This is a genomic window from Citrobacter rodentium NBRC 105723 = DSM 16636 (genome assembly GCF_021278985.1).
GTDB classification, from domain to species: Bacteria; Pseudomonadota; Gammaproteobacteria; order Enterobacterales; family Enterobacteriaceae; genus Citrobacter_A; species Citrobacter_A rodentium.
This window is the reverse complement of sequence record NZ_CP082833.1, coordinates 1,966,149-1,989,740: the sequence shown is the minus strand read 5'-3', so window position 1 is coordinate 1,989,740 and position 23,592 is coordinate 1,966,149. Positions and strand designations below refer to the sequence as shown.

Genomic DNA, 23,592 nt, shown 5'->3' with positions numbered 1-23,592 from the left:
AAAGCGCCCATTCAGGCCAACGTTCATTTCTTTGTCCTGTATCGTTTGCGATAGTCCTCGTAGCAGGTATTATTTTGCGCACTGCATTCCAAAATTGAATTTTTGCCTGAGCATTTTGCTCCAGGGCTGCGATCTCTTCTGAGGGCTTCATGACTAACACTAACTTTTCTCAAACGGCTGCGTTTATCTGGTCGGTGGCTGATTTGCTGCGCGGTGATTTTAAACAATCTCAGTACGGGCGCGTGATCCTTCCCTTTACGCTGCTCCGCCGCCTTGAATGTGTGTTGGCAGAGACCAAAGACGCGGTGGTGGCGAAATATGATGAATTAAAAACCAGTCCATTGCCGGAAGATGCCAAAGAGAAGTTTCTGCTGCGCGCCAGCGGGCTCTCCTTCTTCAACACCTCGAAGATGGATCTGGGCAAGATGGGCCAGAACGACATCAAAGCCAACCTGGAAAGCTACGTACAGGCGTTCTCCCCGGATGCGCGTGAAATCTTCGAGCACTTCAAGTTCAGCGAGTTCGTCGGCCTGCTGGAAGATGCCAATCTGCTGTTTAAAGTAGTGAAGAAATTCGCCACCACCGATCTCAGCCCGAAAGCCATTTCCAACTATGAAATGGGCCTGGTGTTTGAAGAGCTTATCCGTCGTTTCGCGGAAAGTTCTAATGAGACCGCCGGTGAGCACTTTACCCCACGCGATATCGTGCGTCTGACCACTTCACTGGTGTTTATGGAAGATGATGAAGCGCTGACGCAGGACGGTATTATCCGCACCATTTATGACCCGACGGCCGGAACAGGCGGCTTCCTCTCTGCCGGTATGGAATATGTGCACGAGCTGAATCCTAATGCGGTCATGCGTGCCTTTGGTCAGGAGCTGAACCCGGAATCCTACGCTATCTGTAAAGCCGACATGCTGATCAAAGGTCAGGACGTCAGCCGAATCAAGCTGGGTAACACCCTCTCTAACGACCAGTTACCGCAGGACCAGTTCGACTACATGCTCTCTAACCCGCCGTTTGGCGTAGACTGGAAAAAGATTGAGGGCGAGATTAACGACGAACATACGCAGAAAGGCTTTAACGGTCGCTTTGGCCCGGGCCTGCCGCGTGTTTCCGACGGTTCGCTGCTGTTCCTGATGCACCTGATCAGCAAAATGCGCGACAGCCACAATGTGGATGGCACCGTGAGCAACGGCGGGCGTATCGGGATTATCCTTAACGGTTCCCCACTGTTTACCGGTGGTGCGGGCAGCGGTGAGAGCGAAATCCGTCGCTACATTCTGGAAGCCGATTTGCTGGAAGGCATCGTCGCGCTGCCAACGGATATGTTCTACAACACCGGCATTGCCACCTACGTCTGGATCCTCTCAAACAAGAAAGCGCCTGAGCGTAAAGGTAAAGTGCAGCTGATTGACGGCACCAACCTGTGCGGCAAGATGCGTAAGTCGCTGGGTTCGAAGCGTAACCTGATGGGCGAAGACGATATCAAGCTGATCACCCAGACTTTCGGTGATTTTAAGGTGGTGGATGCCACAACCCTGGAAGAACTGGGTCTTGAAAAAGCCGCCGAGCAAAAATCCAGCCGTGGCCGTCAGCCAGCCACCGCCAAAACCGAAGCGACTAAAACCTTTGCCAGCAAAATCTTTAACAGCACCGACTTTGGCTATCGCCGCCTGACCATTGAGCGTCCGCTGCGGTTATCCGCTCAGGTGACGGATGAAGCGATTACGACTCTGCGCTTTGCGCCGAAACCGTTTAACGCACCGATGGAACGCCTGTATGACGAGTTTGCGGCCCAGTGGCAGGAGGAAACCTATGGTGACTTCTCCGAACTGGAAGCAGAAGCGCGCGCCATCATCAAAGCTGAATTTGCCGAGCTGAAAGAGAAGCAGATTAAAGACCTGCTCGACAGCAAACTGTGGCTGGCGCAGCGCGCCTTGCTGGAAAAAGCGCAGCAGATTCAGGCTGCTCTGGGTACGCAGGCGGGTGGTAAAACGCTGGTGAGTAATGACTTCAACCAGTTCCAGATGACCCTGAAAGGGGCTATCAAAACGGCTGGCGTGAAGCTGGACGCTAAAGAGAACAAGCAGTTTATCGATGCTATCACCACGAAAAACCCGGATGCCGAGCCGGTGGTGAAGAAGGTGCTGAAGGAAGCCGCTCAGCCGCTGTACGGTGCGTTTGAATACAAAGGCAAGGTTGTTGAGTTTGAGCAGGACGGCGAGCTGCGTGATAACGAAAACGTGCCGCTAAACCCGGCAGTGTCCACCAGTGACCTGATTGAAAACTATTTCAAAGCTGAAGTGCTGCCGCATGTGAATGACGCGTGGATCAACGCTGATAAGCGAGACGCGAAAGATGGTGAGGTGGGGATTGTCGGTTACGAGATCCCGTTTAACCGCCATTTCTACGTCTATCAGCCACCGCGCCCGCTCGAAGAGATTGATGCCGATTTGGATGCTGTCAGCGCCGAGATTATGAAGCTGCTGCAGGAGGTACATTCCTGATGGCTAAGTATAAAGCGTATCCGGAGTATAAGGATTCTGGGGTGGAGTGGTTAGGAGAGATCCCTATACACTGGAAAATGTTACGACATAAATATGTGGCATTTTTTACAAAGGGTAAAAACCCAACGAATTTACTTGAACAACCGTTAAAAAATACACTTCCTTATCTTTCAATGGAATGTTTGAGGAACAACACTACTGATAAGTATGCATTAATATCGAATGATGTACGTGTTGCTTTGGAAGGACAACCTTTAGTTATATGGGATGGTTCAAATGCAGGGGAGTTCCTCAAAGGAAAGTCAGGGATTTTATCCTCGACTATGGCTGCCGCGACATTAATATATCCTTTGCATTCACAATATTACTGGTATTTATGTATTTCTATAGAGCCAGAAATGCGTAAGAATGCAGTTGGTATGGGTATCCCGCATGTAAACGGTGATGAATTAAGAAGTATTAGTTTCGGCATCCCTTCGATCTATGAACAAAAGCAAGTAGCAGATTTCCTCGATCACGAAACCGCAAAAATCGATAATCTGATCGAGAAGCAACAGCAACTGATTGAACTGCTGAAAGAAAAGCGTCAGGCAGTGATTAGCCATGCCGTCACCAAAGGGTTAAACCCTGATGTACCGATGAAAGATTCTGGCGTTGAGTGGTTGGGAGATGTGCCGGAGCATTGGCGTGTAAGTCGTATTAAAAATTATGCAAAAATAGAAAGTGGACATACGCCTAGCAGAACAAAACCAGAATACTGGATCAGTTGTAATATCCCGTGGGTGTCGTTAAATGACTCAAAACAATTGAAGGAAATAGACTACATAGAAGATACTTTTTATAAAATAAGTGAACTTGGAATGGCTAATTCTTCCGCTCATTTATTACCAGCACGTGCTGTAGTTTTCACACGTGATGCATCCATTGGACTTAGTGCGATAACAACAAAATCAATGGCGGTTTCGCAACATTTGATTGCATGGATCTGTGATGAAAAATTTATCATTCCAGAATTTTTACTCCTTGTTTTTTATGCGATGGAAAAAGAGTTCGAACGTTATACTTTTGGTGCTACTATAAAAACTATCGGAATGGACAATGTTAGAGGGTTAAAATCTACGTTTCCACCTGTTGAAGAACAGCGTAATTTAATCGACTGGGCATTTAGCAAAATTGAGAAAATTAAAAGCAGCATAAATAAAGTTGAGGATATGCTTTCTTTACTCCAGGAACGCCGCACTGCCCTTATCTCCGCTGCCGTCACCGGCAAAATCGACGTCCGCGATTGGGTTGCTCCTGACACGCAGGATATTGAGATAATTCAGGAGGCCATCTCATGATCATGGACAGCACCAAAGAGCTGATTTTCCAGGATGAGATAATCGCTCAGATGATCGATCGAGGCTGGGTTCGTGGAAAAACCGACGACTATGATCGCGAACGTGCGCTGTACTCGCAGGATGCGTTGACCTTTGTGCAAACCACGCAGCCGCAGGAATGGGAGAAGTTTGCCAAAATTTACCCTACTGATACCGAGCGTCATTTTCTCGATGCGCTGGTGGCTCAGCTGAAAAAAGCGGATATCAACGCTACCGATATGCTGTCGCGCACTTACGGCACGCTCGGCGTGCTACGTCATGGTATCAAAAGCCATAATGCGCGTTTTTCCCTATGTCAGTTTAAGCCGGAACATAACCTTAATCCGGAAACCCTTGCGCGCTACAAACAGAATATCTGCCGTATTGTGCCGGAGCTGGTTTACAGCCCGCATGCCTCGAACGCCGCATTTGAAGAAGCAGGCGTTAAGGCGAAGAAATGGCGTATCGACCTGGTGTTGTTCGTTAATGGTCTGCCGGTAGCGACACTGGAACTAAAGTCTGAATTTAAGCAGACGGTGCAAAACGCCATCACGCAATATAAGAAAACGCGTTTGCCAAAGGACCCAGGCACCAATAAGCCTGAGCCGCTGCTGACCTTTAAACGCGGCGCGCTGGTGCACTTCGCTGTCAGCCAGTACGAAGTTTTTATGGCGACCAAACTCGAGGGCGATAAAACCTTCTTCCTGCCGTTTAACAAAGGCACCCATGACGGCGGCGCGGGGAACGATATTCCGGAAGATGCCAACGACTATGCCACCAGCTACCTGTGGAATGAGGTACTGCAGCCGGACAATCTGCTGAAAATTCTTGCCAGCTTCGTGCATCTGCAAATCGTCGAAAAAGAAAACGCCCTTGGCCTGAAATACAAAAGCGAGAGCCTGATTTTCCCACGCTATCACCAGTGGGACGTGGTGAATAAGCTGATCACCGCTGCAACGCTGGAAGGGACCGGCAATAAATACCTGATTCAGCACAGTGCGGGGTCGGGCAAATCGAACTCTATCGCCTGGACGGCCCACCAGCTTTCCCGCCTGTACGATGAAAATGGCGAGAAGCAGTTCCACTCGGTGATTGTGGTGACGGACCGTACTGTGCTCGACGATCAGTTGCAGGACACCATCTATCAGTTCGAGCATCAGGATGGCGTGGTCGGGCGTATCAATAACAAAGAAGGCGACGGTTCTAAATCGGAGAAGCTGGCGAGCGCACTGGAAAACTCGCAGCCGATTATCATCGTCACCATTCAGACCTTCCCGTTTGTCCTGAAGGCGATTGAAAACAGCGTCAGCCTCAAGCAGCGTAAATACGCGGTCATTGCCGATGAAGCGCACTCCTCGCAGAGCGGCTCTACGGCGCGTCAGCTGAAAGAAGTGCTGATGACCGAAGAAACGGACGACGATGTGGAGATGTCTTCAGAAGATATTCTGGACGCCACCGTCGCCGCACGCAAAGGCAGCAACAATCTCAACTATTACGCCTTTACCGCCACGCCGAAAGCCAAAACCCTGGAGCTGTTTGGCCGTCGTCCTAATCCGCAGGAACCCGCATCGAAAACGAACAAACCGGAAGCGTTCCATGTTTACTCCATGCGTCAGGCCATCGAAGAAGGCTTTATTCTTGATGTGTTGAAGAACTACACCAACTACAAGGTGGCGTACAAGCTGCTGCAAAAGCTGGACGACTCTGACCGGGAAGTGGACAGTAAGAAAGCGAAGATCAAACTGAACCAGTGGGTCTCGCTGCACGACCATAACGTGTCGCAGAAGGTGATTGTTGAGCACTTCCGTAAGCATGTGATGCACCTGTTGGGCGGGCAGGCAAAAGCCATGGTGGTGACCAGCTCCCGGAAAGTGGCGGTGCGCTACAAGCTGGCATTTGATAAATATATCGCTGACCATAAGTACGACAAAATCAGCGCCATGGTGGCATTTTCCGGTGAAGTGGAGTTCCAGGAAAATGACCACGGCGGCCTTGCGCTGCTCAACCAGAAGTTTACCGAGATCAACATGAACCCAGGCCTCAAAGGCCGGGATATGCGTAAAGCGTTTGATACCGACGACTACCAGGTGTTGCTGGTGGCCAACAAATTCCAGACCGGTTTTGACCAGCCCAAGCTGTGCGCCATGTACGTGGATAAAAAGCTGGGCGGCGTTGAGTGCGTACAGACTCTGTCGCGCCTGAACCGTACCTATCCCGGTAAAGCTGAGTCGGGCACGTTTGTACTTGATTTCGTTAACGAGCCGGAAGAGATTCTGGGTGCTTTCCAGCCGTATTACCAGACGGCGGAGTTGATGGACGTCAGCGATCCGCAGCTTGTTTTTGAGCTGTATGAAAAGCTGCGGGCCAGCGGTATTTTCCTGTGGAGCGAAGTGGAACAGTTCTGCGAAGCGTTTTTCAGCAAAAACAAATCCAATGCGGCGATTAGCAATATCTGCAAACCTGCGGTAGAGCGCTGGAAGCATCGTTATACCTCAGCGATTGATGCGTATGTGCTGGCTAAAGAGATGTTTGAACGCACCAAAAAGACCGGCGATATTGTGCTGATCACCAATGCGGAGAATACCTTTAAGGACTGTGAAAAAGAAAAAAGTAAGCTGGATATCTTCAAGAAAGATCTCGGTAGCTTTGTCCGTTTTTACGAGTTTATGTCGCAAATCATCGATTATGATGACAAGAATCTGGAAAAGCTGAGCCTGTTTGCCCGTCACCTGCGCCCGCTACTGCATGAACAACGTATCGAAGAAGATGAGATTGATTTAAGCAACGTGGAAATGAGCCATTATCGCTTATCGAAGCTTCACGAGCAGCACCTGAAGCTGCAGGAAGATGCGGCGGAGTACAAAATCAAACCGGGTAATGATATCGGTACGGCGAAGCCGAAGGATAAGAAAGAAGAATTTCTGTCGAATATCCTGGCGCGTCTTAACGAGCTGTTCGTCACCGACAATCTGACCGATAAAGACATGATCAATTATGCCTTCGCAGTGCGCGACAAGCTGTCAGAAAACCAAGCGGTGATGACCCAGATTGCCAACAATACGCGCGAGCAGGCGATGCTGGGCGATTTCCCGAAAGCCATTGATGATGCCGTCATGGACAGCAACGACGCCCAGCAGGAGATGATGGTGCAATACCTGTCTAACCCTGAGCTGGCGAAGGGCTTTGCCCGCGTGGTGTTTGATATGTTGAAAGGAGCTTAATTGTTTCACTGATTGGGAGCAATAGGCCAGGAAATCACCGAGAACGGATGATGTGCCTGCTTTATTCCTTCTTACTTCTTGAGTTATTTGCGTTCATTTACAGGAGCAAGCTATGCCTACCGTAGGCTGGATTCAGGAGACGGCCATTGACCTCTTTCTTGAACGAGGTTTTTCAGCGCAAGAAAAAGGGTCTACGACCAAATTTAAATGTCGTGAATGCCCGATGGAATTTTCTTCTATGGCAGAGCGTAGCCAACATGAACGCCTTCATCCTGTTGCAAATCCTATGCTTACCATCGATGGACGAGAGGTCATGGGAGATAACTTCAAGCTTACTCGAGCGGTGGGTCCGGAAGACATTGTATTGAGTTGTGTTGATGAAATTGAACTGAACGGTAATGTTCTCGATCACCCGGACGAGTTATTGAAGCAACTCAGTTCAGCGAAGAAAGGCTTTTTTGATATCAAGTTATCGCGCCGGGGGATACGCCCTAAGCGCATTAAGATTGATTTGCTGGTGGCCTCCCTGACTCAGCTTGAACAGGTCGATCAGAGTTTCTTGCGCCTGTTTGGCCGGGATGATTTTGATGGCGATACGATATCTCACTTCATAAGTGAAACGGAGGGCTGCGATGAAGTCATCTGGTACAGAGATGGGCTTGTTCGTTATTTACATGGCGTGATGGCGAAGGATCAGCGCGCTGAACGATTAACCACTGAAGACTTTGCAAAGTGTTTTAATCGATCACATCAGTTGCTTGTGCAGTATCCCACGGCGTTATCGTATTCACTATCTCAACTCATTAAATTCTCATTTAATGATTTTTCAGATTTCCGTAGCCGAACGTCTATTTCTCGTTTGGATGACGCGTTGATGCTCTTCCGGGGGGATACTATTTCGACCAATGCTGGCGACCAGAATGCCATTTTAAAATTACCGACAGACCATATTACCAGCCGTATTCTGAATGATTATGTTGCCCATTTTCCGCGCTATACACTGGAAAGCCTTGAGCTGGCTATCGATCAAATTAACACCTCGAAACTGGTTAATCAGGATCGCCAAAAACTGAATTACCTTCGTTATCTCAAGGCGTCAGAGGAAGGTAATCTTAAAGCTCAGCGTAACTACGGTACAAAATTGAAATATAGTGAAGTTTTTAACGTTACAGTCCCAGAATCAGAGGCTTCAGATGTCTGAAAATAAAGAAAAAAAGATGGGGACCTTATCCTTGAAACGAAACAGGGATCATGCGGAACCTCAAGTTAATCCAGCTACCACTGAAACTGAATCAGTGATTGCCGAAACCCAGGCCGAGTTCGACAAGGCAGAACGTTTTTCAGACAAAGCGTCGTCAGAAGTAGTTGTGAGCAGTAGCAAAGCGAATGATGCTGAAAAAATAAAAACACTAGAGAATATCTTAAGCCAGCTGTTTATTCCTGTGACGAATAAGGACGGCAAGGTGCGTGCAAGTGCGCTAACTCAGGCATTGCAGTCTGATTTAAAGCGCATACAGCAGCCGGGGAGAATACCTAACGAGGTACTTGAGAAGCTGGTTGCATCTGTCGGGATGTCAGATCCTGAGTTCAACAAACTGTCGCAAATAGTGATTCTCACTCAAGGGAATCATGAGGTTAGCAAGGTAGTACTCGATTTTGCCGTAAAGGCATTAAGTGCGCATTGGGTGGGTAAACACCTGGGGTACTCAAATCTCTTTCTGTCGGCGGCTGAATCTCTGAGTTTGAGTAATCCGGGGATTCTGGCGCACTTGACCCGTAGCTTTAGTGAACGCTATGAAGCAAGAATTAGGTCGATTAAGGAGCAGCTTAAGCAGAAAGAGGGCTCAGACACATCCTCTTCTTCGCTTCGCTCTTTAACTCCGGAGCATCTTCGCCAACAATGCGAAAATTTGCTGACTATCTGTTATTTGTGGGCGGTAGAAACAGGCAAATGTGATGTAAAAATAGGTATTCAGGCATTCGAAAAACGCATCGTAGAGCGCGGCGATGGCTTAATCAATGAGAAGAATTCCTGAGGGGACATTGCTGCCGACCCGTGGAAATTCGATTAGCTATCCACAATCCATGTATTGCACCGACCCTCGAGATGGGAATGCACTTGCTTCGTTTAAACGACCACAAATGGTAGGTAAAACAGCTGCCGCAGATCCGCGTACCAACTATGGTGAATTGGTTATCCCGATTAACCCGGATTTTCCCCCTCTGGAAGAGAGGATTGAGCTGGAAATTAGCATCGATGAAAATCTGATTGTTCATGTTTCTGGTGTTGGTGGGGATATGCAGATCCCGCGTTCGACCGAGTTTTATGATCTTGAATTCGGTCTTGCAACGATGACGGTTCAGCCGGAATCAAAAAAAAAACGGCTTAAGTTAAAAGGCGAAAAAAAACTTCCTCATGGCTTGATGATCAGAGCTAATGTGACGCCTGATAAAGAAAACTGGGGGCTTGTACCTGGAGAACTTTTGAAAGCTTACAATGACGAACATCCGTTTCTGAGGAAGACTTTGACGGAACAACAGAGAACCGAATTTGTTCGTTATCAGCCATGCAGTATTTGTGGTGCCAGGTGGGGCAAAAATTGTTGCTCGAACGGTTGAGAAAGCTGATTAACCTACCTACGGCCTTTTATCGTTGTGATTCGACGCAAACAATAAATATCCTCCGGCATAGCCGGAGGTTTTTCTGATGCGCCTGTAAGGCTCTCTTACCAGCCGCGCCCTAACAGGCGCATACGATCTGACATTTGCATCAAGATTAGTCACTTACGGCCCGTAAACGGGCTACCCGGATATGGGATCGATAACTGCTCTCCCATTTTATCCTCTTCAAGCTGGTGCTTTGTAAGCGGCTCGCCAGAACCGTATTGATATTTACTGAGAGCTCAGATCAACTTTCCAGGGCAACAGATCGCGTACCCGATTTGCCGGCCAGTCCTGGATATGCTCAATGACGTAACGCAGCCATTTTTCTGGCTCCACATTGTTCAGACGGCATGTGCCGATCAGCGAGTACAACACCGCCGCATGTTCGCCACCGCTGTCAGAACCCGCGAACAGCCAGTTTTTCCGGCCTACGGCCACTCCCCTTAAGGCGTTCTCTGCGATGTTGTTGTCGATTTCCACCCAGCCATTACTGCAGTACACGTTCAGGCTATCCCACTGTTTCAGCAGGTATGCGAACGCTTTTGCCGTATCCGAGTGACGCGACAGTGTTTTCATCTGAGTCTGTATCCAGTCATACAGTGACTGCATCAGTGACGCAGCTCTGGCTTTTCTTGCCGCCAGACGCTGTTCTGCTGAACATCCCCGGACTTCTGCTTCGATGGCATACAGTTCACCGATACGCTGCAGGGCTTCCGTGGTGATATCGGTTGGCGCTCTTGCATGCACATCGTGGATTTTTCTCCGGGCATGGGCCATACACGCGGCTTCCGTTATTCTGCCGGATTCGTATAACGCCCGGTAGCCACCGTAAGCATCGGCCTGAAGCACTCCGCTGTAACCGGACAGGTGATTCTGTGGATGTATGCCTTTCCGGTCCGGGCTGTACGCGAACCAGACCGCCGGGGGCATCTGTGAACCGGCGTTACGGTCATCACGGACGTAGACCCACAGCCGGGCTGTCCGGGTTTTACCGCTGCCCGGCTCCTGGACCGGGACGGGGATATCATCAGCATGGACTTTACCGGGCATCAGCACATACTGGCGCAGGACGTCATACAGCGGCTCCAGCAGTTCAGCAACAGCACCTGTCCAGCGCCCCAGTGTGGCACGGCTCAGCTCCACTCCCTGACGACGGTATATTTCTGACTGGCGGTATAACGGCAGATGGTCTGCATATTTCCCGGTGACAACATGGGCCAGAAGCCCCGCTCCGGCATAACTGCGTGCAATGGGTTTTGAAGGTACTGGTGCCTGCACGATATGGTCGCACCGGCAACAGGCCAGTTTCGGACGTTGTGTTTCGATAACCTTAAAGGCGCTGCTGATAAGCTCCAGTTGCTCTGACACATCACATCCCAGAGAACTGAGTTCACCACCACAGGCAGGACAGCATTCCTCTTCCGGCCGGATAACCCGGGTTTCACGGGGAAGTGAGGCCGGTAACGGTTTACGGGCTGAAGACTGGCGCAGGGCGGATGGCAGTGCCGGGTCATATTGCTCACCCAGCGTTTCAGCCATTTCTTCCTGAAGTGCGCTGATTCTCTCCTGTGCATCCTGTATCTGCCGTTCGGTTTTTGCGCGAAGTTTTTCTGAGCTTTTACCGAACTGCATACGTTGCAGTTTCGCAACCAGCGCCTTCAGCCGGTTGATTTCGGAAGCATAAGCCGCCACCCGCTGTGAGAGCAGGCGGTTGTATTCGGCCATCTGGCGGATGGTGTCCTGTTGCGTCTGCAACAGTGCCCGCAGGCGGGCGTTCTCATGAGCAAGTGAGGTGTCCATATCCTCACTTTACAACGGGTTATATGCGGATTCCAGCGCGTTCCGTTCGTTTCGGGTGCTTCCAGTTGATACCTTCAAGAAGCATGGATAACTGAGCCGGAGTAAGGTGCACCTTGCCGTCACGGGTGACTGGCCAGATGAAGCGGCCCCGCTCCAGGCGTTTGGTGAAGAGGCACAGTCCGTCACTGTCAGCCCACAACACTTTTATCTGGTCACCCCGGCGTCCGCGGAAGATGAACAGGTGTCCGGAGAACGGGTCATCCTTCAGGACGTTCTGAACTTTTGATGCCAGGCCGTTAAAGCCATTTCGCATATCGGTGATACCTGCAACCAGCCAGATACGCGAACCTGCAGGGAGAGATATCATCAGTGGCTGCTCCCTTTTATTTCGCGGATAAGTGTCTGTAATAACGCCGGCGTCAGTTTACCTTTAAGCCTGAGAGTTCCGGCCGGCAGAACCAGCTCACAACACAGACTGTCGGACGGTGTATTTATCTGCTCTGGTTCCTGTGCGGGGGCCGGGATTTTATTATCCGGCTCCGGCGTTAACGTCACGGGAAGCAGTGCCGGCATATTTTTTCCGGAAGGCAGCAGGCCACCTTTCCGGTATTGATGGCGCCAGTTGAAGAGCAGGTTATCGTTGATTCCGTTTTCCCGGGCGATCTGCGCCACACAGGCTCCGGGCTGCAGTGACTGCTCCACTAAGGCGATTTTAAACTCATAAGGGAAGTTGGGCCGCCGGGGACGTTTTTTTACCACGGGGGTTTCGGATATAACGGTGCTTTCAGGACGTACGACTGGTACCGTGGAAAATTGTCCGTAAAGGCAGGCATCAAGTTCCTGCTCCGACATGCCTGCGGGCAAAGGCCACGAAAGGCCAGCTCTCCGAAAGCGCACGAACATACTACAAACTGTTGATTTTGGTACACCCAGGCGACGTCCGGCCACAACCCGAGGTAAATGTTCTTCGAAGTGAAGGCGTAAAGCTTCAGTAATCCAGGTCCGGTATTCCATACGATAGTGTCCACTAAAAATGATGGACATTATTTTTGTGGAGCCGGAGGAAACAGACCAGACGGTTTAAATGAGACGCTTACCTACCCACTGGATCGTTCAACCGATCATTTTGCTTAACCGATCGGTGTTATCCGAAGCGGAGGCTTTTTCATGGCTCAGGGTTACGACCGCTGACGGAATTTTCGGGTCAGCGGTTTCTCAATTTCAACAATCAGGAACAGCGCGACGCCGATCGCCAGCGTAATGCCCCAGTAGCGCAGCGGCAGCGCCTGTGTACCAAACATCATCTGCAGGAACGGAACATAGATGATGGCCAGCTGTAGCAAAAGCAGAATGCCGCTGACCAGCCAGATGCCCTTATTCATCAACAGCCCGCGCCCCAGCGAGAAGCCATCAGACACGCGGCAGTTCAGCATATATACCCACTGCGCGGTGACCAGCGTCTGCAACAGCACGGTGCGGATGAACTCCGGACTATGTCCGCGCGGCTGGAGCCAGGCCTCCAGCATAAAGGCGCTGGCGGCGATCAGCGTGCCGACAAAGCCCACGCGCCAGACGGCAAAGCCATCCATCACGTTTTCGTTGGTCTGGCGCGGCGGGCGGCGCATAATGTTGCGCTCCCCGGCCTCAAACGCCAGGCCGAACGACAACGTGGCGGAGGTTGCCATATTCATCCACAAAATTAACACCGGCGTCAGCGGCATCAAATTTCCCGCCAGCAGCGCGACGATAATCAGCAACCCCTGCGCCAGGTTGGTCGGCATGATAAACAGGATGGTTTTCTTCAGGTTGTCGTAGACCCGGCGGCCTTCCTGCACCGCGCTGGCGATGGTGGCGAAATTGTCGTCCGTCAGCACCATATCCGCGGCTTCTTTAGTAACTTCGGTCCCTTTAATCCCCATCGCGATGCCGACGTCAGCCTGCTTCAGCGCAGGCGCATCGTTCACGCCATCGCCGGTCATACCGACGATCTCGCCTTTATTTTGCAGCGCTTTGACCAGACGCAGCTTATGCTCCGGGCTGGTGCGGGCGAAAATATCGTAGGTCACTGCGGCTTCGGCGAGTTCGTCGTCGTTCATCTGCTCCAGCTCATAGCCCGTCACCGCGTGGGCGCAATGATGAATGCCGAGCATACTGCCAATGCTCATTGCCGTTTGCGGATGATCGCCGGTGATCATTTTGACGCGGATCCCGGCCTGCTGGCAGGCGGCGATCGCATCAATCGCTTCCGGGCGGGGCGGATCCATCATGCCGGCAATGCCGAGGAAAATCAGGCCATCGCGCAGGCTGTCGTGCGTCAGCGCGTCGCCTTGAGCGGGTTTCCAGGCGGCAGCCACCATGCGTAAGCCCTCTTTCGCATAGCGGGCGATTTCCGCTTCCCAGTGCGTCTGGGTAAAGGCTTCAGCGCCGCTGGCGGTTTGCTGGAGCTGGCACAGTTTGAACAACACATCCGGCGCGCCGGTCACCAGCACGTGTTCCTGCTGGCCGATGCGGTGATGGGTCGCCATATATTTATACTGCGAGTCGAAGGGGATTTTGCTGCGCAGCTCCGCCCCGACGGCGGGCAGGTCAGACTTCGCGGCCAGCACCTTCAGCGCCCCTTCGGTTGGCCCGCCGGTGATGCCCCAGTGCCCCTGCTCGTCCTGGACGAGCTGGCTGTCGTTACACAGATCGATGGTGCGCAGAAAGGATTCCAGTACGCTACCGGGACGAATGACCGCCGGTGCGTCTTCTTCCTCCGCGTGGATCTCGCCCGTTGGCTCATAGCTGTTGCCCTCAACGCGATAGTTTTTCTCCGCGGTGATGATGGCTTTTACCGTCATCTCGTTCATCGTCAGCGTGCCGGTTTTATCGGAGCAAATCACCGACATGGCGCCCAGCGTTTCCACCGTTGGCAGCTTGCGGATAATGGCGCGTTTGCGGGCCATCGTCTGGACGCCCAGCGACAGGATAATTGAGATAATGGCTGGCAGACCTTCCGGTACGGCGGCGACGGCAAGGCTAATCAGGGAAAGCAGTAGCTCGCCCATCGGCATATCGCGCAGCAGCAGACTGAAGATGAACAGGCCGACCATCATGGCGAGAATCAGCGAGAATATCGCTTTGCCAAGCTTATCCATCTGCACCAGCAGCGGCGTCCGGTGTTTTTCGATGGTGCTCATCATCTGGTTAATATGCCCCAGCTCCGTCGCTTCGCCGGTGGCGATCACCACGCCAAGCCCGGCGCCAGCGCTGATGGTGGTGCCGGAAAACAGCAGGTTTTTGCGATCGCCAAGCGGCAGCTCCCCTTCCAGGGTATCCGCTGTCTTATCGACGACGGTTGATTCGCCGGTCAGAATCGCTTCTTCCACCCGCAGATTATGCGCTTCCATCACCCGCAGATCGGCAGGGATACGGTCCCCCGCGCGCAGCACCACGATATCGCCGACCACCAGACCGGTCGTCGGCACTGTTTCATGCTGGCCGTTACGGATCACCACCGCCGAGCTGGAAAGCATATTGCGGATACTTTTCAGCGATTTTTCCGCGTTGTTTTCCTGTGTGTGGCCAATCAGCGCGTTAATCACCGCTACGCCGAGGATGACTGCGGTATCGACCCAGTGACCCATAACGGCGGTCAGCGCTGCGGCGGCAATCAGAACGTAAATCAGGACGTCATGGAAATGGGCGAGAAAACGCAGCCAGGCGGGTTTACCGGCTTTCTCCGGCAGGGCGTTGGCGCCATCTCTGGCAAGACGCGCGCTGGCTTCGTTTGGCGTTAACCCTCCTGGCTGGCTCTGTTGCTGTTTTAAGACCTCATCCACAGAAAGCTGGTACGGTTTTTTTCCAGCGCATGGCGCAGAATGGAGACGATTGCTGTTCGGCATTCTGGTCAAAGTAAAATCCCTCTCGATATAAAATTATAATTTTAGATAACTCAGGTATGCTATTTAAATAATGCGTTCGGGTTTTTGATATTAATCAATGGCGTTTCCCTAAAGAGTATTTTATCTTGGCGTTAAGCCTCTTTTTTCTCCAGCCAGTTCAGCGAGTCAAAAGACAATGTAAATTTTGGAAAGGAGAGTGTATGTTTGGAATATATAGCGCAAGGAGATTGATTTTATTGATAATTTTCGCGGTCATTATTGCGATGATTAGCGGTATTTCTACCTATATGTTCGTAAAATATATTGCGTAAGAAATAATAAAATAGTCTTCCTTACATAACTTTTAAAACCTGAATAATAATGACATTAGGTAAATACTGATATCACGTAAATATTTAACTTAAGGATCGGCGGCAAATGAACAGACTGCTGACGACTGACGCGCAAAATATTAACGTGGCAGTAGCAGGTTAAAAAAACTGTTCACTCTTTGTCGTAAACTGCCAGCATGCATAACCCAGACTCCGCTTTTTGCGACACGTCAGGATCGCCGCAGCGTTTTGCCCTGAATGACAATGCGCCGCACGGTGGCGGCAGGTGCCGGATGGCGCCGCGTTTATTCAGCCAGTACTCAGTTCCCTGGATAAAGCGCTTGCGCCGCCATCCGACAGCGTACCATCAGAACGTCAATGACCCCTGCAGGTACAGCGTGCGCGGCTGCCCGGCATAGATCCCTTTGTTGTTATCGTCATAGGCGCGGGTGTAATACTCCTGGTCGAAAAGGTTCTTCACCCCGAAGGCAAGGTTCAGGTTGGCGGCCTGCGGGCCAAAGTCATAGGCCACCCGCGCGCCCCACAGCATGTAGCCCGGAATACGTCCGGTACTGCCGTCGGCGCTCTCTTTGTTGGTGTTAGCGTTATCCGCAAACTGACTGGACTGGAAATCGCTGCTCAGGTTGAAGCTCCAGTTGCCAGGCCGGTAATCCACGCCCAGGCTGCCTTTATGCTTCGGCGAGAAGGGCACCTGGTTGCCATAGGTGTCGCCTTTTTCGCGGATGACGGCGTTTACGTAGGCGTAGTTGGCGTAGACGGAGACACTCTCCAGTATGGGCGTTATTTCGCCGAGCTGATAACGCACCTGCGTTTCCAGTCCGCTATGACGGGTTTTCCCGCGCGCGGTCACCGTGTCGTTGATCTGACTGGAGTTGTACTGATTATTAAAGTTAATCAGGAATAGCCCCATTTCGGCGCTCAGCGTGCCGTTGTCGAAGCGGGTGCCGACTTCCCAGGTTCGCGCTTTTTCCGGCTCCACATTGCCGCTTCGCACAGCCTTGCCAATTTGACTGTACTGTACGGTCCCGAACGAGCCTTCGGTGTTGGCATACAGATTCCAGCTGTCTGTCAGGTGATACAGGACGTTAAATGCCGGAAACGGGGCGTTATAGCTCACCTCTTCGCGCGTGCCTTTGATGTTGTTGTCCTGGTAAGAACGAATATGTTCGAAACGCATCCCTGGGGTGATGGTCCAGTTACCGATATCGATTTTGTCATCAAGATACCAGGCGTGCGCCCCGGTGCCGGAGCGCGTGTTGCGATCGTACGGACTGGAGGTGGAGGGCAACTGTTTGCCTGCGGTGGGCGCGTAGTAACGCATTTCATGCGTCGATTCACTGACATAGCGGTAGCCAGCGCCAACTTCGTGCGCCGAAGCGCCGAGCATAAAGCTCTGGCTGTAGCGCGGTTCAATGCCGCGCACCCAGTAGTCGCGCGGGGAGAGGGTAATGCGCTTCCCTTGTTGTAAAAAGCCGCTGCGCAGGGTGCGGGTGTAAAAGCCCTGAACCGTGAACTTGTGCTGGCTGTCTGGCTGATACTGATAGCCCAGGCTGGCAAGCTGGCGGCGGCCCCAGAAACGGTCATAAGGGCGCGTGGACTGCCAGCGATCGGCGTCGTAGTCGGCGCGGGACAGACCGCCGGGCATCTCTGCTTCGCCATCGTAATATTGCAACAGGCTGTTAAAGGTATGCGCCTCGTTCGGCGCGTATTTGCTTTTCAGCAGCACGTCATCAATGCGGGTATCGCTGTGTTCGCGCCAGTCGCTGCCGCGCGTGCCGGAATAGAGTAGCGCCGCGCCAAAGCCATTTTCCGCCGTACCGCCCACCAGCAGGCTGTGCGTCTCTTTCGGGTTGTTCTGCGATGACTGAGGGCTTTGCAGCCCTTCCATGCTGGCTTTAATGCCAAAATCCTGCGGAATGGCGTGGGTGACAAAGTTTACGACGCCGCCGACGCTCTGCGGCCCGTAACGCACCGCGCCGCCGCCGCGTACCACGTCAATCGCGTCCATATTGCCCGGCGATACGGGGGCCAGGGACAACTGCGGCTGGCCGTAGGGGGCAAAGGGCAGCGGGATACCGTCCATTAATACCGTCGAGCGACTTGCCAGACGCGGGTTCAGGCCGCGAATCCCAAAGTTCAGCGCCAGATCGTGGCTGCCGGTGCCGTTATTTTCCGGGGCATTGACGCCGGGGATGCGGTTCAGCGCTTCACGCACGGTGGTTGCGCCGGTTTTGTTCGCTTCGTCATGGCGGATGACATCTCGCGCTCCCGCGTGTTCGAACACGTCGTTTTCTCTCGCTTCGCCCAGCCAGTCGCCGACCACGGTAAGGGAATCTTCCGCGCCCGCCGCCGCGGGTTCCAGCGTCCAGGCGTTATTGTCCAACGATTTAACCTGCAGGCCGCTGCCCTGGAGCAGGGTATACAGACCCTCCTCATGCGCGAAATCGCCGTGCAGCCCGTGACTGCGCTTTCCCCGGGTGAGCGAGGCGTCAACGGATAACATGATGCCGCTTTCGGCGGCGTACTGATTTAGCGCTTTATCTAAATCCCCGGCGGCAATGTCAAACCGGGCGGCGAAGGCTGGCAGTGAAAGTAGCCCAATGAGCGGCAGCAGGCCGGAACGCATCGCTTTAGCCAGCGGTACTGTGTTATGAACGGTCATTATGTGTTATCCCATCATCATTACTTTTTTATTCACTTATCAGGTCGAACGAGCGGGCGAAGAGGGACAATAAGATTGCGATTTTTTTTCATTATTGTTCAGTCGGCAGGCAGGAGAGTGGCCCAGTAGCGGGTAACAAACTGAATTTTAACGGGCAGCGTTTTGGCTATCGCCCTGAGAACGGCATCGCTGTCGGCGAGAGGAAAGGTACCCGTCAGGCGTAATCCGGCGACGGCGGGATCGCAGCGCAGCACGCCGCGGCCAGCAGCAACAGCCCTTTCAGAACATGGCGACGTTTCAGGCCGCTGTCTTTCAGCGTCTGGCTGGCCAGCGCGCCCGGTACGCTGTTTATCTGGCAGCGCAGGCTTTCCACCTGCCGCCACGCCCACTGATGATCTTTGTCCTGTTCATACCACTGTCGCCAGCGCGCCGCCTGCTGTGGACTCACGCGCTCGCCGCTTAACACGGCATACCAGTGAGAGGCGGAACGCAGCGCCAGGCGACGGGAATCGGTCAACGCTTTCACAGCCCGTGCTCCAGGCGAAACAGCAGGCAATGTTCGGTGGCTTTTGCGACATACTTTTTCACTGAACTGACGGAGACGTTCAGGCGTAGGGCGATGTCGCTGTAGGTCAGACCGTCGAGCTGAGAGAGCAGGAACGCATTTCGCGCTTTGTTTCCCAGCCCGTCCAGCATGCGATCGATAAGCTGAAGTGTTTCAAGTTGCGACTGCTTCTCTTCCGCCGAAGGGGCCAGCGCCTCCGGGAGTTGGGCGAGCATATTGAGATAGGTTTTTTCCAGCGCATGGCGGCGAAACAGGTCGATCATCACCCGCCGGGCGACGGTGCATAAGAAAGATTTCGGATCGCGAATAGTGGCCAGCGATTCACCGTTGAGCACCCGCAAAAAGGTATCCTGCGCAATATCATCCGCGTCAAAAGCTGACTGAAGCTTACGCGTCAGCCAGCGCGTTAACCAACCGTGATGCGCGCGATACAGCGTTTCAGATGGATGAGGTGTGCATGGCGCGGAAGTAGACATAGGCGATTGTTTCAACGGTTAATCATTACGTTCGCATACTAATATGAGAATGCTTCTCATTTCAACCATGTTAAAAATGCGTTTTTAGCGCTTTCAGAAGGGACGATTGGGTTGTTTTTTTAATTTTTATTTTTACACAAATATAAGGGAATATATTATTTGGTGAATAATCAGTTAAATTAAAAGTAAAAATATCTGGGAATGGTTCTTATTATTATAAAAAAACGCAAAATGGTCTTTCTGACGTTTATTTTGGTTGATAAAAATCAATTACCCCTTGTGGATTAACACCGATCATACCCTTTTTTAAGGGGATGAAATGCAACAGCAAGAAAATAGAGAAGACGGCCATTCTCTGGCCGTTTCACGGCGGGGCATGTTAAAAGCAAGCGCAGCGTTAGTCACGCTGCCTTTTATTATGTCCAGAGAGGCCAGCGCCGCCGTATCCGGGCAGCCGATCGCAGCGGCGGAAGCCGCGGCAGAGCGCGTGGTGCCTACCTGTAGCACTTTTGACTGCGGTGGAAAGTGTGATATCCGGGCGCACGTCAGCGATGGCGTCGTTACGCAAATCACCACCCGTCCGGATAATGAACTCGATCCCGATATGCCCATTATGCGCGCCTGCGTGCGTGGCCGGGGATACCGTAAATTTGTTTATCATCCCGACCGCCTGAAATATCCAATGAAACGCGTGGGTAAGCGCGGCGAAGGAAAATTTGAACGTATTACCTGGGAAGAGGCTGTAACACTTATTGCTAATAATTTACAGCGTATTACCAATAAATATGGCCCGGCTTCCCGCTTTGTTCATAATAACACCGCAACCAGCGGCGGCACTTTTTCCGGCGATAAAATGATCCGTCGCCTGTTAAACCAAACTGGCGGCTATCTCGAATATTATCATTCGGTGAGTCTTGGCAATACGGTTGCCGCCACGCCTTATACCTACGGCGTCGCCGCCAGCGGTAACTCTCTGGATACCCTGGAGAATACGCCGCTGGTGATCCTGTGGGGACATAACCCGACAGAAACCATTTTCGGTCATACCAACCACTACTTCCAGCGGATGAAGCAGAACGGCACCCGCTTCATTGTGGTCGATCCGCGCTATTCCGATACCGTTTCGTCGCTGGCCGATCAGTGGATCCCGCTGCTGCCGACTACCGATAACGCGCTGATGGACGCGATGATGTACGTGATCGTCAGCGAGAATCTGCACGATAAAGCGTTTATTGAGCGCTACACGCTGGGCTTTGATGAATCCTCTATGCCGGAAGGCGTACCGGCGAACGAATCGTTAGTCTCTTACCTGATGGGTAACAAAGACGGCGTGCGCAAGACGCCTGAGTGGGCGGAAAAAATCACCCACGTGCCGGCGCAGACTATCCGCCAGTTGGCGCGTGACTACGCCTCCACCAAACCGGCGGCGCTGATTCAGGGCTGGGGTCCACAGCGGCATATCTGCGGTGAACGCACCGCGCGCGGCTCCACCATTCTGGCGACCATTACCGGCAACGTCGGGATCAAAGGCGGCTGGGCGGCGGGCTACGGCGGCTGCGGCAATCGTCTGTTTGCCGCCGGTCCGGAGATGCCGGAAAACCCGGTGAAAGAGAAAATCTCGATCATGAACTGGGTGCAGGCGGCGGACGATGCCAGCAAAGTGACGCCAGAGCAGGGGCTGAAGGACGCGGAACAGCTCAACAGCAATATCCGCATCCTCTTTTCGCTGGCGGGCAACTATCTGGTGAACCAGAACCCGGACGTCAACCAGGCCGCGAAGGTGCTGGAAGACGAGTCGAAAATCGAGTTTATCGTGGTCAGCGATCTGTACATGACGCCAAGCGCCAGATATGCCGACGTGCTGCTGCCGGAAACCAGCTTTATGGAGCGCTGGAACATTGGCGAGACGTGGGGTACGGCAAGCTATCTGGTGCTGTCGGAAAAACTGGTGGAACCCGATTTCGAACGTCGCTCTGACTATGAATGGATCCGCGAAGTGGCGGCGAAGCTCGGCGTGGAACCGGCATTCAGCGAAGGGCGTAATGAGAAGCAGTGGATAGAGCACATCTGGGAGCAGACGCGCCTGTCGATGCCGGAACAGCAGCTGCCGGACTTTGCGGAATTGCAGAAAAAACGTCGCCACCTGTTCAAGAGCAAGCCGTACGTGGCCTTCGAGGAGAATATCCGCGATCCGCAAAATCACCCGTTCCCGACGCCGTCGGGCAAGATTGAGATCTTCTCTAAGCGTCTCTACGACATGCAGCACCCGGAAATTCCGGCGCTCTCGCACTATGTGCCAGCGCATGAAGGGCCGCAGGACGCGCTGACCAAAGCGTTTCCGTTGCAGCTGATCACCTGGAAGGGCAAGAACCGCGCGAACTCAACTCAGTACGCCAACCCCTGGCTGCAAGAAGTGCAGGAGCAGAAGCTGTGGATTAACCCGATCGATGCGGAAAAGCGCGGCATCGCGCACGGCGATACCGTTCGCATCCACAACAACCGCGGCGTCAGTCTGGTGCCCGCGGAGGTGACGCCGCGCATTATTCCGGGCGTGGTGGCGATGCAGGCTGGCGCGTGGTGGCAACCTGACGCGGAAGGCGTCGATCGCGGCGGCTGCCCGAACGTGCTGAGCTCAACGCGCATTACGCCGCTTGCCAAAGGTAATTCACATCAAACCATGCTGGTGGAGGTTGTTAAAGCATGAGTCAGTTTAAAGAGTATCCGTCAGTCAGCGACAAGCAGCTTGGTTTTTTCATCGATACGTCGCGTTGTTCCGGCTGCAAGGCGTGTCAGGTGGCGTGCAAAGATCGCCATAACCTGGAAGTGGGACGCCGCTTCCGCCGGGTGTATGAAGTCAATGGCGGCGGATTTGTCGCCACCGGCCAGGGCGGCGTGGCGAATAACGTTTTCGCGTATACGATGTCGATCTCCTGTAACCACTGCGCCGATCCGATTTGCACCAAAAACTGCCCGACCACGGCGATGCACAAACGTCCGGGCGACGGCATCGTGCGCGTTAACACCGATAAATGCGTCGGCTGCGGCTACTGCGCATGGTCGTGCCCTTACGGCGCGCCGCAGATGGATACCCAGGCCGGGCAGATGTCGAAGTGCGATATGTGCATCGACCTGCTGGTAAAAGGGGAGCAGCCGGTATGCGTGGCGACCTGTCCTCTGGAAGCGATTAAGTTTGGTCCGATTGAGGAACTGCGCGCGCAATACGGCAATGTCTGTGACGTGCAGGGACTGCCCGACTCCTCCATAACGCATCCGAATTTAGTGATTAAGCCACACCAGGGTGCAGAAAAGGGAGGCAAACGCCATGCATGAGTTACCGCTGCTGATTTTTACCCTGCTGGTGCAGGGCTCGGTAGGCCTGACGTTGTTTATGGCCTTCAGCGCCGGCGACAGGCGCGCGCTGCTCCCGGCAATGCTGGTCGCCTGCGTGATGGGCGGTCTGGGGCTTATCGCCTCGACGCTGCACCTCGGCTATCCGCTGAACGCGTTTAACGCCCTGCGTCATGTGGCAAGCTCATGGCTGAGCCGGGAAATCGTCTTTGCCAGCCTCTATCTGGCGATTCTTGGCATGGCAACGCTGCTGGTGCTGTTTAAAAAACAGCCCTCGCGCGTTTTGCTTGCGCTGGCGACACTGGCCGGGCTGGTCGACGTTTACTGTATGGGGGCCATTTACGTCCATTCATCGGTGGCGACCTGGCAGCACTTTAATACCTGGGTCATGTTCTTCGGGGCTGCGGGTATTCTGGGCGCGGTTATGGGCAACGCCCTGCTGCCGGGCATGACGAAGCTTCTGCGCGTAGCCGCCGTGCTGGTACTGGCGATTACTGCCATTCGCCTGCTGGTACAGCCGGAATATATCAACTTCCTGGCAACCGCAAGCCTGAGCGATGTGGTGACGTTCCCGCATCAGCCGCTGGTCGCCTTCCACCAGCTGGCGGGAATGAGAATTTGCGCCTGGGCGCTGTCCGTTCTGGCCACTCTGCTGTTTGCCATTGGCGCATGGCGCGCGAAACGCACCGCCGTACTGCTGGGGGGAGTGGGGCTGATTGTCGCTGAAGTGCTGCTGCGCTTTATGTTCTTCAGTATCCATTAATGACCCTTT

Annotated in this window: 15 protein-coding genes and 2 pseudogenes; 9 read left to right on the top strand and 8 right to left on the bottom strand. The window is 53.0% G+C overall.

The genetic code is table 11. The features are described from left to right. The first annotated feature begins 149 nt into the window (after positions 1–149). The 6 genes from K7R23_RS09400 to K7R23_RS09375 all read left to right on the top strand — a co-directional run bounded on the left by K7R23_RS09400 (position 150) and on the right by K7R23_RS09375 (position 9,708). Complete coding sequence (locus tag K7R23_RS09400) at positions 150–2,510, top strand: type I restriction-modification system subunit M (RefSeq protein WP_012907487.1); 2,361 nt, start codon at positions 150–152, stop codon at positions 2,508–2,510. Beyond that, on the top strand, positions 2,510–3,850 hold the full coding sequence (locus tag K7R23_RS09395) for a restriction endonuclease subunit S (RefSeq protein ID WP_012907488.1): 1,341 nt from the start codon (positions 2,510–2,512) through the stop codon (positions 3,848–3,850). Before K7R23_RS09400 ends, K7R23_RS09395 begins: the two co-directional genes overlap by 1 nt. Beyond that, positions 3,847–7,089, top strand: coding sequence for a type I restriction endonuclease subunit R (locus K7R23_RS09390; RefSeq protein ID WP_012907489.1), 3,243 nt, complete (start codon positions 3,847–3,849; stop codon positions 7,087–7,089). The genes K7R23_RS09395 and K7R23_RS09390 overlap by 4 nt, the downstream gene beginning before the upstream one ends. Positions 7,090–7,201: 112 nt before the next feature. Beyond that, positions 7,202–8,290 (top strand): hypothetical protein, encoded by a 1,089-nt coding sequence (locus K7R23_RS09385; RefSeq protein ID WP_012907490.1) that lies wholly within the window; start codon positions 7,202–7,204, stop codon positions 8,288–8,290. Further along, the gene (locus K7R23_RS09380; protein WP_024132912.1) at positions 8,283–9,125 is read left to right on the top strand and encodes a hypothetical protein; all 843 of its coding nucleotides are present in this window, start codon (positions 8,283–8,285) and stop codon (positions 9,123–9,125) included. Before K7R23_RS09385 ends, K7R23_RS09380 begins: the two co-directional genes overlap by 8 nt. Next, positions 9,109–9,708: a hypothetical protein gene (locus tag K7R23_RS09375; protein ID WP_148222102.1), complete on the top strand. Its 600-nt coding sequence runs from the start codon at positions 9,109–9,111 to the stop codon at positions 9,706–9,708. The genes K7R23_RS09380 and K7R23_RS09375 overlap by 17 nt, the downstream gene beginning before the upstream one ends. 161 nt (positions 9,709–9,869) lie before the next feature. On the opposite strand, the pseudogene K7R23_RS09370 reads toward K7R23_RS09375, so the two are convergent. The 8 genes and pseudogenes from K7R23_RS09370 to fecI form a co-directional block, all read right to left on the bottom strand. Next, positions 9,870–9,950: pseudogene (locus tag K7R23_RS09370) on the bottom strand (IS200/IS605 family transposase); the annotation flags it as partial. A gap of 31 nt (positions 9,951–9,981) precedes the next feature. Then, positions 9,982–11,553, bottom strand: coding sequence for an IS66-like element ISCro1 family transposase (locus tag K7R23_RS09365; protein WP_012904571.1), 1,572 nt, complete (start codon positions 11,551–11,553; stop codon positions 9,982–9,984). 19 nt (positions 11,554–11,572) lie between these two features. Further along, positions 11,573–11,920 (bottom strand): IS66 family insertion sequence element accessory protein TnpB, encoded by a 348-nt coding sequence (tnpB, locus tag K7R23_RS09360; protein ID WP_012904570.1) that lies wholly within the window; start codon positions 11,918–11,920, stop codon positions 11,573–11,575. After that, complete coding sequence (tnpA, locus tag K7R23_RS09355) at positions 11,920–12,597, bottom strand: IS66-like element accessory protein TnpA (RefSeq protein ID WP_012904569.1); 678 nt, start codon at positions 12,595–12,597, stop codon at positions 11,920–11,922. Before tnpA ends, tnpB begins: the two co-directional genes overlap by 1 nt. 134 nt (positions 12,598–12,731) lie before the next feature. Further along, the gene (locus tag K7R23_RS09350) at positions 12,732–15,437 is read right to left on the bottom strand and encodes a cation-transporting P-type ATPase (protein WP_012907493.1); all 2,706 of its coding nucleotides are present in this window, start codon (positions 15,435–15,437) and stop codon (positions 12,732–12,734) included. 678 nt (positions 15,438–16,115) lie between these two features. Continuing rightward, positions 16,116–18,431: a TonB-dependent Fe(3+) dicitrate receptor FecA gene (gene fecA, locus K7R23_RS09345; protein ID WP_012907495.1), complete on the bottom strand. Its 2,316-nt coding sequence runs from the start codon at positions 18,429–18,431 to the stop codon at positions 16,116–16,118. 253 nt (positions 18,432–18,684) lie between these two features. After that, positions 18,685–18,957, bottom strand: a pseudogene (locus tag K7R23_RS25940) (DUF4880 domain-containing protein); the annotation flags it as partial. After that, positions 18,954–19,472, bottom strand: coding sequence for a ferric citrate uptake sigma factor FecI (gene fecI / locus K7R23_RS09335; protein WP_012907496.1), 519 nt, complete (start codon positions 19,470–19,472; stop codon positions 18,954–18,956). The pseudogene K7R23_RS25940 and the gene fecI, both read right to left, overlap by 4 nt. 319 nt (positions 19,473–19,791) lie before the next feature. Here fecI and K7R23_RS09330 point away from each other — a divergent pair, with 319 nt between their 5' ends. Genes K7R23_RS09330 through K7R23_RS09320 form a run of 3 tightly spaced genes read left to right on the top strand, consistent with a single transcriptional unit; the run spans position 19,792 to position 23,583 of the window. Further along, positions 19,792–22,176 (top strand): DMSO/selenate family reductase complex A subunit, encoded by a 2,385-nt coding sequence (locus tag K7R23_RS09330; RefSeq protein WP_012907497.1) that lies wholly within the window; start codon positions 19,792–19,794, stop codon positions 22,174–22,176. Beyond that, complete coding sequence (locus tag K7R23_RS09325; RefSeq protein WP_012907498.1) at positions 22,173–22,802, top strand: DMSO/selenate family reductase complex B subunit; 630 nt, start codon at positions 22,173–22,175, stop codon at positions 22,800–22,802. Before K7R23_RS09330 ends, K7R23_RS09325 begins: the two co-directional genes overlap by 4 nt. Beyond that, positions 22,795–23,583: a dimethyl sulfoxide reductase anchor subunit family protein gene (locus tag K7R23_RS09320; protein ID WP_012907499.1), complete on the top strand. Its 789-nt coding sequence runs from the start codon at positions 22,795–22,797 to the stop codon at positions 23,581–23,583. The genes K7R23_RS09325 and K7R23_RS09320 overlap by 8 nt, the downstream gene beginning before the upstream one ends. Positions 23,584–23,592 lie beyond the last annotated feature (9 nt).